At 66.2% G+C, this 15855-nt stretch carries 14 protein-coding genes and 2 tRNA genes; 7 read left to right on the forward strand and 9 right to left on the reverse strand.

From position 1 onward, the window contains the following. Window positions 1-83: 83 nt before the first annotated feature. The 6 genes from ACSVDO_RS03910 to ACSVDO_RS03935 form a co-directional block, all read right to left on the reverse strand. A complete protein-coding gene (locus ACSVDO_RS03910; RefSeq protein ID WP_332535205.1) occupies window positions 84-710 on the reverse strand; it encodes a 50S ribosomal protein L25/general stress protein Ctc in 627 nt (208 codons plus the stop codon). 159 nt (window positions 711-869) lie between these two features. Beyond that, entirely contained in the window at window positions 870-1829 is a 960-nt protein-coding gene (locus ACSVDO_RS03915; RefSeq protein WP_332535204.1) for a ribose-phosphate pyrophosphokinase, read from the reverse strand. Window positions 1830-1874: 45 nt separating this feature from the next. Continuing rightward, window positions 1875-1951 (reverse strand) — tRNA-Gln (locus ACSVDO_RS03920). 37 nt (window positions 1952-1988) lie between these two features. After that, window positions 1989-2837: a 4-(cytidine 5'-diphospho)-2-C-methyl-D-erythritol kinase gene (gene ispE / locus ACSVDO_RS03925; protein ID WP_332535202.1), complete on the reverse strand. Its 849-nt coding sequence runs from the start codon at window positions 2835-2837 to the stop codon at window positions 1989-1991. A 41-nt stretch (window positions 2838-2878) separates the two neighbouring features. Next, a complete protein-coding gene (locus ACSVDO_RS03930) occupies window positions 2879-3397 on the reverse strand; it encodes a lipoprotein insertase outer membrane protein LolB (RefSeq protein ID WP_489594984.1) in 519 nt (172 codons plus the stop codon). Then, window positions 3394-5166, reverse strand: a complete 1773-nt coding sequence (locus ACSVDO_RS03935; RefSeq protein WP_332535199.1) for a tetratricopeptide repeat protein — start codon at window positions 5164-5166, stop codon at window positions 3394-3396. The genes ACSVDO_RS03930 and ACSVDO_RS03935 overlap by 4 nt, the downstream gene beginning before the upstream one ends. 143 nt (window positions 5167-5309) lie before the next feature. Here ACSVDO_RS03935 and mutM point away from each other — a divergent pair, with 143 nt between their 5' ends. The 3 genes from mutM to mutY all read left to right on the forward strand — a co-directional run bounded on the left by mutM (window position 5310) and on the right by mutY (window position 9309). Then, window positions 5310-6131, forward strand: a complete 822-nt coding sequence (mutM, locus tag ACSVDO_RS03940) for a bifunctional DNA-formamidopyrimidine glycosylase/DNA-(apurinic or apyrimidinic site) lyase (RefSeq protein ID WP_332535198.1) — start codon at window positions 5310-5312, stop codon at window positions 6129-6131. Between the two features lie 146 nt (window positions 6132-6277). Continuing rightward, the gene (locus ACSVDO_RS03945) at window positions 6278-8254 is read left to right on the forward strand and encodes a dynamin family protein (protein ID WP_489594987.1); all 1977 of its coding nucleotides are present in this window, start codon (window positions 6278-6280) and stop codon (window positions 8252-8254) included. Between the two features lie 2 nt (window positions 8255-8256). After that, window positions 8257-9309: an A/G-specific adenine glycosylase gene (mutY, locus tag ACSVDO_RS03950; protein ID WP_332548525.1), complete on the forward strand. Its 1053-nt coding sequence runs from the start codon at window positions 8257-8259 to the stop codon at window positions 9307-9309. On the opposite strand, the gene rapZ is transcribed toward mutY, so the two are convergent. From rapZ to ACSVDO_RS03965, 3 genes are read right to left on the reverse strand one after another with little or no spacing between them, the layout of a single operon-like run. Continuing rightward, the gene (gene rapZ / locus ACSVDO_RS03955; protein WP_489594989.1) at window positions 9306-10187 is read right to left on the reverse strand and encodes an RNase adapter RapZ; all 882 of its coding nucleotides are present in this window, start codon (window positions 10185-10187) and stop codon (window positions 9306-9308) included. The two genes, mutY and rapZ, sit on opposite strands and share 4 nt — an antisense overlap. Window positions 10188-10190: 3 nt before the next feature. Then, window positions 10191-11858 (reverse strand): DNA repair protein RecN, encoded by a 1668-nt coding sequence (recN, locus tag ACSVDO_RS03960; RefSeq protein WP_489594991.1) that lies wholly within the window; start codon window positions 11856-11858, stop codon window positions 10191-10193. Between the two features lies 1 nt (window position 11859). Continuing rightward, a complete protein-coding gene (locus tag ACSVDO_RS03965; protein ID WP_332535190.1) occupies window positions 11860-12759 on the reverse strand; it encodes an NAD kinase in 900 nt (299 codons plus the stop codon). 28 nt (window positions 12760-12787) lie between these two features. Here ACSVDO_RS03965 and hrcA point away from each other — a divergent pair, with 28 nt between their 5' ends. The 4 genes from hrcA (at window position 12788) to ACSVDO_RS03985 (ending at window position 15763) form a co-directional block, all read left to right on the forward strand. After that, window positions 12788-13789 (forward strand): heat-inducible transcriptional repressor HrcA, encoded by a 1002-nt coding sequence (gene hrcA, locus ACSVDO_RS03970; protein ID WP_332535189.1) that lies wholly within the window; start codon window positions 12788-12790, stop codon window positions 13787-13789. A gap of 56 nt (window positions 13790-13845) precedes the next feature. Then, window positions 13846-13924: transfer RNA gene (locus tag ACSVDO_RS03975), tRNA-Ile, on the forward strand. Between the two features lie 325 nt (window positions 13925-14249). Beyond that, window positions 14250-14771 (forward strand): sigma-70 family RNA polymerase sigma factor, encoded by a 522-nt coding sequence (locus ACSVDO_RS03980; RefSeq protein WP_489594994.1) that lies wholly within the window; start codon window positions 14250-14252, stop codon window positions 14769-14771. Next, a complete protein-coding gene (locus ACSVDO_RS03985; RefSeq protein WP_489594996.1) occupies window positions 14768-15763 on the forward strand; it encodes a FecR domain-containing protein in 996 nt (331 codons plus the stop codon). Before ACSVDO_RS03980 ends, ACSVDO_RS03985 begins: the two co-directional genes overlap by 4 nt. Window positions 15764-15855 lie beyond the last annotated feature (92 nt).

Below are 15855 nucleotides of genomic sequence, written 5' to 3' on the forward strand. Positions count from 1 at the left end.
GGCCCACGCGCATGAAGCGGTGGGCCGTTGGCTTTGGGGCAGCGCCCCGGCCTTGCGGCCCGGGCGCTGCACTCAAGAAGTGATTACTTCTTGCCCTTCTTGGCGGGAGCAGCGGGTGCGGCGCCTTCGACGGGAGCGACGAGTTCATCGGCGGGAGGCACGATGGAAACCAGTGCAGGGTTGCTTTGCGTGCCGCGCACGTGAGCAACCACGCCCTTTGGCAGCTTGACTTGCTTGAGCGTGAACGAGCCGCCCTTTTGCAGGTCGCTCAGGTCCACCGTGATGAACTCGGGCAGGTCCGAAGGAACGCAGACCACGGGCAGGGCGGTGACCAGAGGCGTCACGATGCACTTGTCCTGGGCCACTGCGGGCGACTTGTCGGCGCCTTCGAAGTGCAGGGGCACGTTCAGGTGCAGCTTGGTGTTTTCGTCCACGCGTTGGAAGTCAACGTGCAGCACCAGTTGCTTGAAGGGGTGGAATTGCACGTCACGCAGCACAACCTTGCTGACTTGACCGGCGATGTCCATTTCCAGAACGCTCGAGTGGAACACTTCCTTCTTCAGGGAGTGCCACAGATCGTTGTGGTCCAGTTCGATGGCCAAAGGCTCGGCGGAACCGCCAAACACGATGCCAGGGGTCTTGCCCGAATTACGCAGACGGCGGCTCGCACCCGTACCTTGCTTAGCGCGCTCTGTAGCGACAATGTTCATAATTAACTCCTGTGTGAGTCGACCGCGACCAGTCAGACTCGTTTGATAAAAAGACAGACCGGCACATGCCCGACTGTCCTTGAGATGCTCTGAAACACACAAAACCTCCCGAAGGAGGTTTACGCCAGCCCGGAGGCTGGAGATCTCGCAAGCGAGGTCTTATTCCGAGAACAAGCTGAGTACCGAATCACCCGTGGAAATGCGCTTGATCGTTTCGGCGATCAGCGGAGCCACGGAGAGTTGGCGAATCTTGTTGCATGCCTGGGCTTGTGCGCTCAGGGGAATGGTATTGGTCACCACGACTTCGTCGAGTGCCTCGCCACCGGCGATGCGCTCGATGGCCGGGCCCGAGAAGATCGGGTGGGTGCAGTAGGCATAGACCTTCTTGGCGCCGCGCTGCTTGAGCACTTCGGCAGCCTTGACCAGCGTGCCGGCGGTGTCGATCATGTCATCCATGATCACGCAGTTGCGGCCATCGATGTCGCCGATCACGTGCATGACTTCGGAGACATTCGCCTTCGGGCGGCGCTTGTCGATGATCGCCAGGTCGCAGCCCAGCTGCTTGGCCAGGGCGCGTGCGCGCACCACGCCACCGACGTCGGGCGAGACCACGATCAGGTCTTCGTAGTTCTTCTGGCGCAGATCGCCCAGCAGCACCGGCGAAGCGTAGATGTTGTCGACGGGAATATCGAAGAAGCCCTGGATCTGGTCAGCGTGCAAGTCCATCGTCAACACGCGTTCCACGCCTACGGCCTGGAGCATGTTGGCGACGACCTTGGCCGTGATCGGCACGCGCGACGAACGCGGGCGACGGTCCTGGCGGGCGTAACCGAAATAGGGGATCACTGCGCAGATGCGTTCGGCCGAGGCGCGCTTGAGCGCGTCGACCATCACCAGCAGTTCCATCAGGTTGTCATTGGTCGGCGCGCAGGTCGGCTGAACGACGAAAACGTCGCGGGTGCGAACGTTCTGCTTGATCTCGACGGTGACTTCACCATCGGAGAAACGGCCAACTTCCGCAGCGCCAAGCTTGGTGCCGAGATTGCTGGCAATCTCTTCGGCCATGCCACGGTTGGCATTGCCGGTAAAAATCATGAAGTCTGAATGATTGGTCTGCATGAGCGTCCCAGTGTTTATGGGTTTGCTTGTACGCAATAAGACATTTGGCAGGGGAAGAAGGACTCGAACCTTCGCATGCTGGAATCAAAATCCAGTGCCTTAACCAACTTGGCGACTCCCCTACACGGGTCAATTGCGTATGCAACCAACCGGTAACCTTTAATCTCTTGCCCAGCCGCGAAGCGGATGAACGTCGAGATTTTCACAAACTTTGACAGTCCAGTCGCTGGGTGCGTCTTTCATATCAATCGTTTGCTTCATCGGTGCAAACACTGCACTTCCTGAGCCCGTCATTCTACCATGCAATCCGTGCGATTCAAGCAAGTTTATTGCTTTTTTCACATCGGGGCACAAGGTTTGTGCGACCGGCTGCAAGTCGTTATGACCGAAGTCAAAGTGCTTTGCAGCGAAGACCGGCATTGTAGCATGCTCGGAATCCCGTTTCAGGGAAGGGTGGGAAAAAATCAATTTTGTTTCCAGCCCCGCATCCGGCTTGACCACAACAAAGCGCTGCCGCGGCAACGCTTTTTCGAGTGGCGTGATTATATCGCCTATGCCTTCGACCCAGGCGTTGTGCCCGCGCAGAAAGAACGGCACGTCGGCGCCCAGGGCCAGGCCTATGGTTTCCAGCGCCGACCGCGGCAGATCGAGCTGCCACAGGCGATTGAGCGCCAGCAGCGTGGTCGCCGCGTCGGACGAGCCGCCGCCCATTCCGGCCTGGGCTGGAATGCTCTTGTCTATGCCGATATGCGCGCCCGCGCTGCAGCCCGTAGCCTGCTGCAAGGCGCGCGCGGCGCGCACTATCAGGTCTTCGTCGGGCAGGCGCATGCCGCTGAGGTCTTCGCGCGTGATCGCGCCATCGGCGCGCAGCTCGAAATGCAGACGGTCCTGCCAGTCGATCAGCATGAACACCGATTCGATCAGGTGGTAGCCATCCGGGCGGCGGCCGGTGATGTGCAGGAACAGGTTGAGTTTGGCCGGGGCCGGCACATCGAGGAGCGAACGCATGGAATGGAAACCAGAAATCAAAAAAAGAGGGGCCGCGGACTTCAGCGGTCCAGCACCAGGCGCAACGTGGCGCGCGGCAGCGGGTCCGTGCGTTCGGCGCGCAGACGGCCTTCGGGCAATTGCGTGAGGTCGGCCTGCCAGCCGGGCGCCGACGCCTGCCGGCCCGCGAGCCAGGCAAACAGCGCGCCTATGGGCAGCGGCGTGCCTACGGTGTCCTGCACCAATGCGTCGAGCGACGGCGATTCGCGCAGCTGGCCGCCCTGGCGCAGCTGTGCGCCCGCGGGGCTCCACTGCAGTTCGGCCAACACCGCGCCGAACGGGCTCAGCAGCAGCAGCTGGCCCGCGCGCTCGGCGCCCTGCAGCTCGAACGAGGCGCTGAACGACTGCTCCTGGGCCTGGGGGTCGTGCAGTTGCAGCGCCAGACGGCCGCTCCAGTAGGCCGCGGCATCGGCGGGTGCGGGGCGCGCGGGTGGCTGGGCGCAGCCCGCGAGCCACAGCGCCATCGGAGCGGTGGCGAGCAGCAGCGCGCGGCGCCGTGCGCGCACGGGCCCGGCCATCATGGCTTGACGCCCAGGCGCTGCAGCGTTTCGCGCAAGGTTTCGTTGTCGGCGTTCAGCGCCAGGCCCTTGTCCCAGATGGCGCGCGCCTGGCGCTGCTGGCCGCTGCTCCAGAGCACTTCACCCAGATGGGCGGCGATCTCGGCGTCGGGGCGCAGCGCAAAGGCTTTCTCGAGCAAGGCCTGCGCCTGGGCCGCGTTGCCGCTGCGAAATTCGGTCCAGGCCAGGCTGTCCATGATGAACGGGTCGTTGGGCGCGGCTTCGAGCGCCTTGGTGATCAGCGCGCGCGCTTCGTCCAGGCGCACGCCGCGTTCGGCAAACGAAAAGCCCAGCGCGTTGTAGGCGTGGTGAAAGCCCGGGTCGCGCGCGATGATGTCGCGCAGCAGGCTTTCCATTTCCTGGAAACGGCCGATTTTCTCGGCCAGGATGGCGGTGTCGTAGGCAATCTCGTTGTCCTGCGGGAACTGCTGGTGCAATGCGGATTGCAGCGTGAAGGCCAGCGCCGGTTGACCGGCTTCGCGCACCAGCTGCACTTCGGCCTGCTTCTTGAGCCGCTGCTGCTGTTCGGTGCCCGCGGGCACGGCCTGGATCACGGCGCGCGCCTGGTCCAGCTGGCCCTGCTGGGCGAGTATCGAGGCGCGGCGCACCTGGACGTTGAGCAGCTGGGCCCCCCCCTCGATGCGCTCCAGCCATTCGAGCGCCTGCGGCAGGCGGCCCTGTTTCTGGGCGATCAGCGCGTGCTGCAAGGCCGACTCGGTGCGCGCGTTGCGCTGTATGCCCGCATTGGGCAGCTGGGGAATCAGGGCGTCGAAGCGCTGCAGCGAAGCTTCGGCCGCCTGCCAGCGCTGGGTCTGGACCTGCATGCGCGCCAGCGTGAACCAGGCGTCGGCGTAATCGGGGTTCTCGCGCGTGATCGCCAGGAGCTGGGCTTCGGCGGGCTCGAGCCGCTCCTGCCCCAGCAGGATGCGCGCGTAGGCCATGCGCATGTCGGCGCCGCGCTGCTTGTCGACATAGCGCGCAACGATGGGCTCGGCGTCGCGCTGGCCGTTCTCCAGCAGCTCGAGCGCCAGCAGCGCCGCCGCGCCATTGCCCGGCGACAGCGCTTCGGCGCGCTGTATGGCGTCGAGCGCGGCCCTGGGCTTGCCCGCCGCCAGTTGCATGTGGCCTATCGCGGCATAGGCCGAAGGGCCCGAGGCCGGATCGGTCAACTCGCCTTCGAGCGCCTGGGCAACGATGTCGGCCGCCAGGGCCTTGTCGCTGACGCGGCTGAAAAGCTGGGTGATCGACAGAAATGCCACGGGCTTGCTCGGCGCGGGCGTGGAGGCGATTTCCTGGCGCAGATAGGGCAGGGTGTCGCCTATGCGGTTGAGCGCCACCAGGATCTGCAGCACATAGCGGTTGGCATTGCGCGATTCGGGAAAGGCCTGGCGCCAGGCCTGGGCCGCAGTCAGCGCCTGGTTGCCGGCACGCGCCTGCAGCGCCATTTCGGTGGCGCGGCGGTACAGCTGGGGATTGTTGCTCTGGCGCGCGGCATTGAGCATCAGTGCCTGGCCGCTGCCCGGATCACCGACGCCGGCGGCCATTTCGCCGACCAGGATTTCATAGAACAGCTCGGCGTTGAGCGCCGCGGGGTCGTCCGCGTCGTTGTCCGGCTGGGGTGCCAGGGTTTCGGCGTCCGAGGGCACTGGCGCCGTTTGGCTCCAGGCGATTGCGGGGGCGACGACCAGTGCGGCGGCCAGCGCCAGGGCCCGAGGGCGTAGAGGATGAACCATCGAATGATAATAATCGAACGGGGTCCCCCTGCGCGCAACCGGGTGCAGCTTGCATTGCCGCAAAACCGCCCCAATTGCAAAGAATATTGCCGCACGTGGCGTGTCTTGCAGCGTCCCAAGGCGGCCCATTTTCCAGGATTGCCATGCCCGAATTACCCGAAGTGGAAGTCACGCGCCGTTCGTTTGCCCCGGCCATCGCGGGCGCGCGCATAGAATCCGCGCGCCTGGGCAAGCCCTTGCGCTGGCCGCTGGGGCTGGCGCCCGAAGACCTGGTGGGGCGCGAGGTGCTGTCCGTGCGCCGCCGCGGCAAATATCTTCTGCTGGACATGAGCGAAGGCCTGCTGCTGCTGCACCTGGGCATGTCGGGCAGCCTGCGCTTTGCGTCCGCCCAGGGCCTGCCGCCCGCAGGCCCGCACGATCATTTCGATCTGGTCACCAGCCAGGGCGTGCTGCGCCTGCACGATCCGCGCCGCTTCGGCGCCGTGGTCTATGCCGCGGGCGAGGCCGATCCGGTGGCGCAAAAACTGCTCAGCCGCCTGGGCATGGAGCCGCTCGAGGATGGGTTTGCGCCCAAGGCGTTCTACGCCGGCCTGCAGGCCAGCCGCACGCCGATCAAGCAACTGCTGCTGGGCGGCAAGCTGGTGGTCGGCGTGGGCAACATCTACGCCTCCGAAGTGCTGTTCACGGCGCGCATCTCGCCGCTGGCGCCGGCCAACACCATAGGGCCGCGGCGCGCGCTGCGGCTCTACGAAGCCATACGCCGCGTGCTCGCGGCCGCGGTGGAGCAGGGCGGCACCACGCTCAAGGACTTCTCCAATGCCCACGGCATGCCTGGGCATTTCCAGCTGCAGGCCCAGGTCTACGACCGCGAAGGCCTGCCCTGCACGCAATGCGCGGCGCCGCTGCGCATGCTGCGCCAGGGGCAGCGCAGCACTTTCTACTGCACTTATTGCCAGAAGCTTTGAGCAGCCCCGGACGGCCGCAGGCTTGCCGTCCCGGGCCAGGGTCACGCCGGTATCATGGGCAGGTGCCGCGTATCGTTGGTTGGCACTTGCTATATATTTTGTGAAGTCGGGCGCCCTGTCCGCAGTACATCCGCGGGAGAGCCAAGTTGTCCACACCATTCAATGCGCAGTTCGATCAGCACGGCAGCTGGCGCCGTGATTTCGCACGGCAGCTGCATCAGTTGCGCGAATGGCTTTCGGGCCACGAACTGCTGGACGCGGCGGTCGACGAGCGCCTGCAGCGCCTGCAGGCCCAGGTGCGCGGCGACAAGGTCACGGTGGCTTTCGTCGCCGAGTTCTCGCGCGGCAAGTCCGAGCTGATCAATGCAGTGTTCTTCGCGGGCTACGGCCGGCGCCTGATGCCCGCGGGCGCGGGCCGCACCACCATGTGTCCGGCAGAGCTGGGCTGGGACGAAGGGCTGGCGCCCTGCCTGCGCCTGCTGCCCGTGGAAACCCGCGAACATGCGCCCAGCCTGGCCGAATGGCGGCTGCGGCCCGAAGCTTGGCAGCAGTGGCCGCTCGATGTCGACGACAGCGCGCAGCTCGCGCAAATGCTCGCCAAGGTGGCCGAAACGCGCCGCGTGCCGCTGTCCCAGGCCCGCGCCTGGGGCTTCTGGCAGGATGAAGCCCATCCCAACGAGCAGCCGGTGCTCGATGAACAGGGCCTGGTCGAAGTGCCGATGTGGCGCCATGCGCTGATCAACCTGCCCCACCCCTTGCTGCGCGAGGGGCTGGTGATTCTCGACACGCCCGGCCTGAACGCCGTCGGCGCCGAGCCCGAACTGACCGTGAACCTGATTCCCCAGGCGCATGCGGTGGTGTTCCTGATTGCCGCCGACACCGGCGTGACGCAGTCCGACCTGGCCGTCTGGCGCGCGCATCTCGCGCCCAGCGACAGCGGCGATCTGTCGCGGCTGGTGGTGCTCAACAAGATCGATACGCTGTGGGACCGGCTCAGCACCGGCCAGCAGGTGCATGCGCAGATTCAGCGCCAGCGCGCGATATCGGCGCAGACGCTGGGCCTGTCGCTCGAGCGCGTGCTCGCGGTGTCGGCGCAAAAAGGCCTGGTCGCGAAGATCGCCGCCGACGACGCGCTGCTGCGCGCCAGCGGTCTGATGGCGTTCGAGCAGGCGCTGTCAGAAGGCATCATGGGCCAGCGCCAGCATGTTCTGCGCGCGGCCGTCGCCACCGGCGTCGCCCATCTGCAGACTGAAGTGGTGCGCCGGCTCACGATACGCCGGCGCGATCTCGACGACCAGATGGCCGAGCTGCGCAGCCTGCGCGGCAAGAATTCCAGCGTGATCGTCTCCATGCGCGCGCGCATAGAGCAGGAGCAGACGGAGTTCGACGCCAGCGCGGCGCGCATCCAGGCGCTGCGCAGCGTGCAGGCGCGCACGCTGCAGAGCGTGCTGCAGTCGCTGGGCGCGGCCGCGATCGAGGCCAGGCTCGCGCCGCTGCGCGAGTCGCTGGCGCGCGGCGGCCTCAAGCTCGGCGCGCGCAAGGCCTATGTCGCGACGTTCGAACAGCTGCGCGCCGCGGTCGACCAGGTGCTGGTCGATGCCGGCGAACTGCAGCAGATGGTGGTCGCCTCGTTTCGCGCGCTCAATGCCGAGTTCGGCTTTTCGCTGCAGGCGACCGCGTCCTGGCCCTTGCAGGATCTGGCGCGCGACCTGGCGCAGATCGAGCGCGGCTACCTGCATTACCTGGGCCTGGGCCATGCGCTGCAGCTCGCGCGCGCAGATTATTCGCAGCGCCTGATCCGCGCGCTGGCCGAGCGCCTCGCGGGCGTGTTTGGCGCCGCCGGCCAGGAGCTCTCGCTGTGGAGCCAATCGGCGATGGTGCAACTCGATGCACAATGGAAAGAGCGCAAGCGCAGTTTCACGCGCCGCATAGAAGCGGTGGACCGCATCCAGCTCGCGGCCAGCAGCCTGGTCGAGCGCATCGCCGAAATCGATGCCGCCGAGCAGGAGATCGCGGCGCTGACCGAGCAGTTGGCCCAGCTGTGCCGGGAGCTGTTAGAGCCGCCCGTGCCGCCCGCGCCGCATTCAACGCCTGCAGAACAAGACCCCACATCGGTAATCTGATTTTGACGACTTCCTCGATCGCCGCTGCCGTCGTGCAGTGGCAGGCCTCGCATGGCCGCAATCATCTGCCGTGGCAGCAAACGCGCGACCCGTACCGGGTCTGGCTTTCCGAGATCATGCTGCAGCAGACCCAGGTCGCGACCGTGCTCGGCTACTACCCGCGCTTTCTCGCCCAGTTTCCCGATGTCGCCAGCCTTGCGGCCGCGCCCGAGGACGCGGTGCTGGCGCTGTGGAGCGGCCTGGGTTACTACAGCCGCGCGCGCAATCTGCACAAGTGCGCAAAGGCCGTGATGGCGCTGCACGGCGGGCGCTTTCCCGAGACCGCCGAGCAACTCGCGACGCTGCCCGGAATAGGCCGCTCGACCGCGGGCGCGATTGCCGCGTTCTGCTTTTCCGAGCGCGTGCCGATTCTCGACGCCAATGTGCGGCGCGTGCTCACGCGCGTGCTGGCGTTCGATGCCGATCTGGCCGTGGCGCGCAACGAGCGCACGCTGTGGGATCTGGCCACCGAGCTGTGCCCCGATCCGCGCGAACTCGATCTGCAGGACGCGATGCCGCGCTACACGCAGGGCATGATGGACCTGGGCGCGAGCCTGTGCCTGCCGCGCAAGCCGGCCTGCCTGCTGTGCCCGCTGCAAAGCCAGTGCCGCGCGGCGCGCGCCGGCAATCCCGAGGACTATCCGGTGCGCACGCGCAAGCTCAAGCGCAGCTCCCAGTCGTGGTGGCTGCTCGTGGCCCAGGACAGCGCCGGGCGCATAGGCCTGGCCAAGCGGCCGTCCACGGGCATCTGGGCCGGGCTCTACAGCCCGCCGGTGTTCGAGGATGCGGCGGCGCTCGAAGCCGCCGTGCAGGCGCGCTGGCCGCAGGGCGGCGTGCAGCTGGAGCACCAGCCCGCTTTCCTGCATGTGCTCACGCACCGCGATCTGCACCTGCATGCGGTGGTGGCACGCATAGGCACGGCCGAGCCCGAAGCCGATGACTGGTATACGCGCGCCCAGTGGACCGACATGGGCCTGCCCGCGCCAGTCCGCAAGCTGCTCGAGCGCGAAGGCTAGATTTCCGCGGCGGGAGTGCGCGCGTCGAGTTCCCGGTGCCGGGTCAGCGTGGGCCAGTCCTTGCCGAAATGCGCGGCGAGCTGTTCGACCAGGTAGACCGAGCGGTGGTGGCCGCCGGTGCAACCAATGGCCACGGTGACATAGCTGCGGTGGTTCTGCTCGAGCAAGGGCAGCCAGTGCTCGAAGAACTGCGCGATCTGCTGCTGCATCTGCTGCACTTCGGGCTGCTGGCGCAGGAAGGCCTGCACTGCCGCATCCTTGCCCGAAAAAGGCCGCAGCTCGGTGTCGTAGTACGGATTGGGCAGCATGCGCACATCGAACAGATAGTCGCAGTCGGCCGGCAGGCCGTACTTGAAACCGAACGACTGGAACACCAGCGTCATCTGTCCCTGGGGCAGGGTCACCAGGCTCTTCACATAGCTTTGCAGCTGCGACGGCCGTATGGTGCTGGTGTCTATCACCTGCGACTGCTCGCGCAGGTCGGCCAGCAGTTCGCGCTCCCATTCGATGGTCTGCACCAGCGCGCGGCGGCCATGCTGCAGCTCGTCGCCCGACAGCGGGTGGCGGCGCCGGGTTTCCGAAAAGCGCCGCACCAGCGTGCCGGTGGTGGCGTCGAGAAACAGCGACTGCACCACCGCGCCCTGGCTGCGCAGCAGCGCCAGCTGCGCCGGCAGCTGCGGCAGTCCGGTGGCGCTGCGCGCGTCGATGGCGATGGCCACGCGGTTGCCATGGTGTGCATGCTCGAGCGCGACGAACGAGGCCAGCAGCTCGGGCGGCAGGTTGTCGACGCAGTAGTAGCCTGCGTCCTCGAGCGCATGCAGCGCCACGGATTTTCCGGAACCGGACATGCCGGTGACCAACACGATTTCAAGTGACATGCATCAACCTTTGCGCGCCGGCACGGTCGCTTGCTGCAGCATTTCGCGCGCGTGTGCCATGGTGGTTTCGGACAGGCGCTCGCCGCCGAGCATGCGCGCGACTTCGGCCACGCGCGTCTCGGGCACGAGCGCGGTAACGGTGCTCGTGGTGGCCTGCTTGTCGCGCTTCTTGGCAACGACCAGATGGTGATCGGCGCAGGCCGCGACCTGAGGCAGATGGGTCACGGCCAGCACCTGGCGATCGCGGCCGAGCTTGTGCATCAGCTTGCCCACGGTTTCTGCCACGGCCCCGCCCACGCCCGAGTCCACTTCGTCGAAGATCAGCGTCGAGGCTTCGCCCAGTTCGCTGGTCGTGACCGCGATCGCCAGCGAGATGCGCGAGAGCTCGCCGCCCGATGCCACCTTGCCTATGGGCTTGGGGCTGGCGCCGGGATGGCCGGCAACCAGAAACGCGAGCGTATCCATGCCGTGCGGGCCGGGTTCGTCGGCCGCGGTCTGCGCAACCTCGAAGCGCCCGCCCTGCATTCCCAGGCCCTGCATCGCCAGCGTGATGGCGCGCGACAGCTTGGGCGCGGCCTTGGCGCGCTGCTGCGACAGCGCCTTGGCGGCCTGTTCGTAGGCGGCATAGCCCGCATCGACCTGGGCGCGCAGGCCCGCGATGTCGACCACGGCGTCGAGCTGGCGCAATTCTTCCTTCCAGCCTGCGTACAGCTGCGGCAGTTCGGCCGGCAGGCGCTTGTAGCGGCGCGCTAGCTGCATCCACAGCGACAGCCGGCTGTCGAGTTCGGCCAGCCGTTCGGGGTCGAGTTCGGTGCGCCGCAGATAGGTCTGCAGCGAGTGGCGTGCATCGCTGATCTGCGCCAGGCCCGAGGCCAGCACTTCGGCGATTTCCTTGAATTCGGGGTCCAGGTGCTCCTGGTCCTGCAGGTCGCTGTGCGCGCGGCCCAGCGCCGCGAGGCCGCCGGTTTCATCGTCCTCGATCGCGAACAGCGCGCCCTGCGCGGTGTCGAGCAGCGCCTGGGCATGCGACAGCCGCGTGTGCTGGGCGTTGAGCTCTTCCCATTCGTCTTCACCCGGGTCGAGCTTTTCGACTTCGCTGATCTGCCACTGCAGGCGTTCGCGTTCGCGCTGCAAGGTGTCCTGCGCGGCAATCGCGTGCTCCAGCGCCTGGCGCGCATTGCGCCACACGGTCCAGAGATTGCGCAGCGGCTGGGTCTGCAGGCCGGCATAGGCGTCGAGCAGTTCGCGCGCCGCGTCGGGGCGCGTGAGGCTTTGCCAGGCGTGCTGGCCATGGATGTCGAGCAGTTGCTCGCCCACGGTGCGCAGCTGCGTGGCCGTGGCCGGCGCGCCATTGATCCAGGCGCGGCTGCGGCCCTGGGCGTCGATCACGCGGCGCAGCAGCAGGCTGTCCTCGAGCGCGAAGCCGCCTTGTTCCAGCCAGGGCTTGAGCCGCGCCGGGCATTCGAACTCGGCGCAGATATCGGCCTGGGGCGCGCCTTCGCGCACCACGCCGGCGTCGGCGCGCGCGCCCAGCGCAAGCTGCACGGCGTCGATCAGAATGGATTTGCCCGCGCCGGTCTCGCCGGTCAGCGCCGTGAAGCCGCCATGCAGGTCGAGGTCCAGCGCCTGGACGATGACGAAGTCGCGCAGCGCAATGCGTTTGAGACCCATCTCAGTTGACTCCCTCGTTCCAGCCGAGCTTCTTGCGCAGCGTGGCGAAGTAGTTCCAGCCCTTGGGATGCAGGAAGCGCACCGAATGCTCGGCCTTGGTCACCAGAATGCGGTCGCCGTGCAGCAGCGAGGCCAGCGACTGCATGTCGAAATTGGCGCTGACATCGCGCCCGCCGACGACTTCGATCACGACTTCGGTCGCATCCGACAGCACGATGGGGCGGTTGGAGAAGGTGTGCGGCGCGATCGGTGCCATGACCCAGCCGGGAATCGACGGGTGCATCATCGGCCCGCCGACCGACAGCGCATAGGCTGTCGAGCCCGTGGGCGTGGCGATGATCAGGCCGTCGGCGCGCTGGTTGGCGACGAAGTGGCCGCCGACTTCGACGCGCAGCTCGACCATGCCCGATGTGGCACCGCGATTGACCACGACGTCGTTCATTGCCAGCGCCTCGAACACCAGCTGATCGCCGCGCATCACGCGCGCCAGGATCATGGGCCGCAGGTCTTCCTCGTATTCCCCTTGGAGCATGGGCGTGAGGGTGGTCTGGTAATCTTCGAGCGGGATGTCCGTGACGAAGCCCAGGCGCCCCTGGTTGATGCCTATCAGCGGCGTGCCGTAGCGCGCCATGTGGCGGCCTATGCCCAGCATGGTGCCGTCGCCGCCGACGACCAGGCCCAGGTCGCAGTGCGCTCCCAGGCCGTCGACATCCATCGAACGGTAATTCTGTATGCCCGCGTTTCTGGCGGTTTCGGCGTCGACAATGACTTCGCATCCCTGGCTGCTGACAAAGCTGGCAATATCCTGCAGCGCGTGGCGTGCGCTGTCGGGGCTGGCGCTGCTGGATGCGGGCGACTGGTATTTCCCGATCAGTGCGACTCGGCGGAACTTAGACGTCATTTTGAAATTACATCATTAAAATCACTACATGCTCGATGACCGTGCCAAGTTGTTACTCAAAGCGCTGGTCGAGCGCTACATCGCCGACGGCCAGCCCATAGGTTCACGCACGCTTTCGCGTGCCTCGGGCCTTGAATTGTCGCCTGCGACGATACGCAATGTGATGTCCGACCTTGAGGAACTGGGGCTGATCGTCAGCCCGCACACCTCGGCGGGCCGCATTCCCACGGCCAAAGGTTACCGCTTGTTCGTCGACACCATGTTGACAGTGCAGCGCGACGACTTCCACGCGCCCGCGCTGCCGGCCGAACAACCGCAGAAAGTCATCGCCAACGCGGCGCATCTGCTGTCGAGCCTGTCGCAGTTTGTCGGTGTGGTGATGGTGCCCAAGCGCACTTCGGTGTTCCGCCAGATCGAGTTCGTGCGGCTGTCCGAAAAACGTTTCCTGGTGATCATCGTCTCGCCCGAGGGCGACGTGCAGAACCGCGTGATCTTCACCGAAGTCGACTACACCTCGTCGCAGCTGGTCGAGGCCGCGAACTTCCTCAATGCCAATTATGCGGGCCTGGCCATGGAGCAGGTGCGCGAGCGCCTCAAGGGCGAAGTCGAACTGCTGCGCGGCGAAGTCGCGGCGCTGATGCAGGCGGCCGTCAATGTGGGCAGCGAAGACCAGAGCAACGAGGCCGATGTGGTGATCTCGGGCGAGCGCAACCTGCTGGCCGTGAGCGACTTCTCCAGCGACATGGACCACCTGCGGCGCGCGTTCGACCTGTTCGAGCAGAAAACCCAGATCCTGCGCCTGCTCGACATCTCCAGCCAGGCCGAGGGCGTGCGCATCTACATCGGCGGCGAAAGCCATGTCGTGCCGTTCGAGGAACTGTCCATCGTGAGCGCGCCCTACGAAGTCGACGGCAAGATCGTCGGCACCCTGGGCGTGATCGGCCCGACGCGCATGCACTACGACAAGATGATCCAGATCGTCGATATCACATCGAAGCTGGTCACCAATGCCTTGAGTCATCGCAGATAGGCTCTACAATAGTCGAGTTTTGCTGAAATGCCTTGTGCATTCAGGCGCCCAGTCAAGGGCCTCTAGCTCATGCTTGGTTAGAGCAGCGGACTCATAATCCGTTGGTGCCGTGTTCGACTCACGGGAGGCCCACCAAAAATCCAACCCTTGCGGGTTGGGCAAAAGCCAACCTTCGCGGTTGGCTTTTTTTTGCCTGTCGCCAGCGCGGATTTGCCGATTCCGCCCGCAGCAATGGCGCAGTTGTCGAACGGACTGCCTGCCTTTGCCTCTTGCCCGCGTTTCGCGCCGCAGATGGCCGGTGCAGTCCGGGCCTCGTTCGCCAGCCAGGGGGCGTTTGTGCGGCAGTTCCTTGGGCTGCTTTGCGCATCGTTGAAATGCGGCGCTAAAATGCAAATAAGAATTATTACTGATGGCGCTCGCAGCGTTCGTCAGGCTTTGCAATCCGCCCAATCCTTCCCTTATGCCCGCTCTCGACAGCGTAGTCAGCCGCGAGATCACCACGCTGTACTCGGATCATCACCGCTGGCTGCAGGCGTGGCTGCGCAGAAAGCTGGGCAATGCCTTCGACGCGGCCGATCTGGCCCAGGACGCCTATCTGCGGCTCATGGGGCGCGACGTACAGGAGATCCGTGCGCTGCGTGAGCCGCGCGCCATGCTGGTCACCATTGCGCAGGGACTCGCGGCCAATCTTTACCGCCGCCGCGCCATCGAGCAGGCCTACCTGGAGACGCTGGCGCTGCAGCCGCAACCCACTGCGATCTCGCCCGAACAGCGCGCCATCGTGCTGGAAGCCCTGGTAGAGATCGACCGGCTGTTGGGCGAACTGCCCTTGCCCGTGCGCCAGGCATTCCTGCTGTCGCAGATCGAGGGCATGAGGCAGGCCGATATCGCCGTCGAGCTGGGGGTGTCGCTGCCGACCGCACGGCGCTACATCGCCCGGGCCGTGGTGCAGGTCTGCTTCCTGAACGATTCCGCGGCATGAGCGCCGCCATTGCGCCCGCGGTGCAGCAACAGGCCGCTCTTTGGCTGGTGGAGTTGCAGTCGGACGAACTCACTGCGCACGCGCGCGGACAATTGAACCAGCGCCTGCAGGCCTGGCGCCAGGCGCATGCCGACCACGAGCGCGCCTGGCAGCGCATAGAGGCCATGGGACTGCAACTGCAGCCGCTAGCCGGAACTGCGGCCAGCGCGGCCCTGGCGCATGCGGCGCGCAGCGCAGGGCGCGGTCGGCGCGTGGCGCTGCGCAATCTGGCGCTGCTGCTGTTCAGCGGCGCCGGGGCGGGCACGCTGGCGTGGCAGGCGCAGGGCGAAACTTCGGGCGTCTGGCTGGCCGGCGCCGATGAAAGCACGGGCACGGCTGAACGCCGCGCCATCACTTTGCCCGACGGCACGCAGCTGGAACTCAACGCCCGCAGTGCGCTGGACGTGCAATACGACGAGCGCTGGCGCCTGCTGCGCTTGCGCGCCGGCGAGATCCTCGTGACCACGGCGCCGGGCTCGACCGCGCTTGCCCAGCCGCTGGTGGTCGAAACCCGCCATGGCCGCATCCGTGCTTTGGGAACGCGCTTTGGCGTGCGCGAGCGCGGCCTGGGCAGCACCCAGGTCATGCTGTTCGAAGGACAGACGGAAATCACGCCGCAGCGCAGCCCGGCGCGCCGCTTCATTCTTTCCAAAGGGGAGCAGGTGCGCTTTGATGCGCAGCACGCAGAGACGGTTGAATCGGCCGACGCCAGCGCCATCGCCTGGACGCGCGGCATGCTGGTGGCGCAGGACATGCCGCTGGCCGAGTTCCTCGCGGAGCTTGCGCGCCATCGCCCCGGCTATCTGGGGTGCGATCCCGTGGTCGCGCGCCTGCCGATCAGCGGCACCTACCCGCTCGCGGACACCGACCGCGTGCTCGACATGCTGCTGGCAACCCAGCCCCTGGCCCTGCGCACGGCCACGCGTTACTGGGTCAGCGTGCAGCCGCGGTAATTTCTGGGACCTTTGCTGATCACTTTTCCCATCTCGCGGGGCAATGGAGGTGAAGCGCCATGCATGGCGCGGCATTTCGTCGACCACCCCTT

This window comes from Comamonas sp. DB36, from assembly GCF_057914905.1.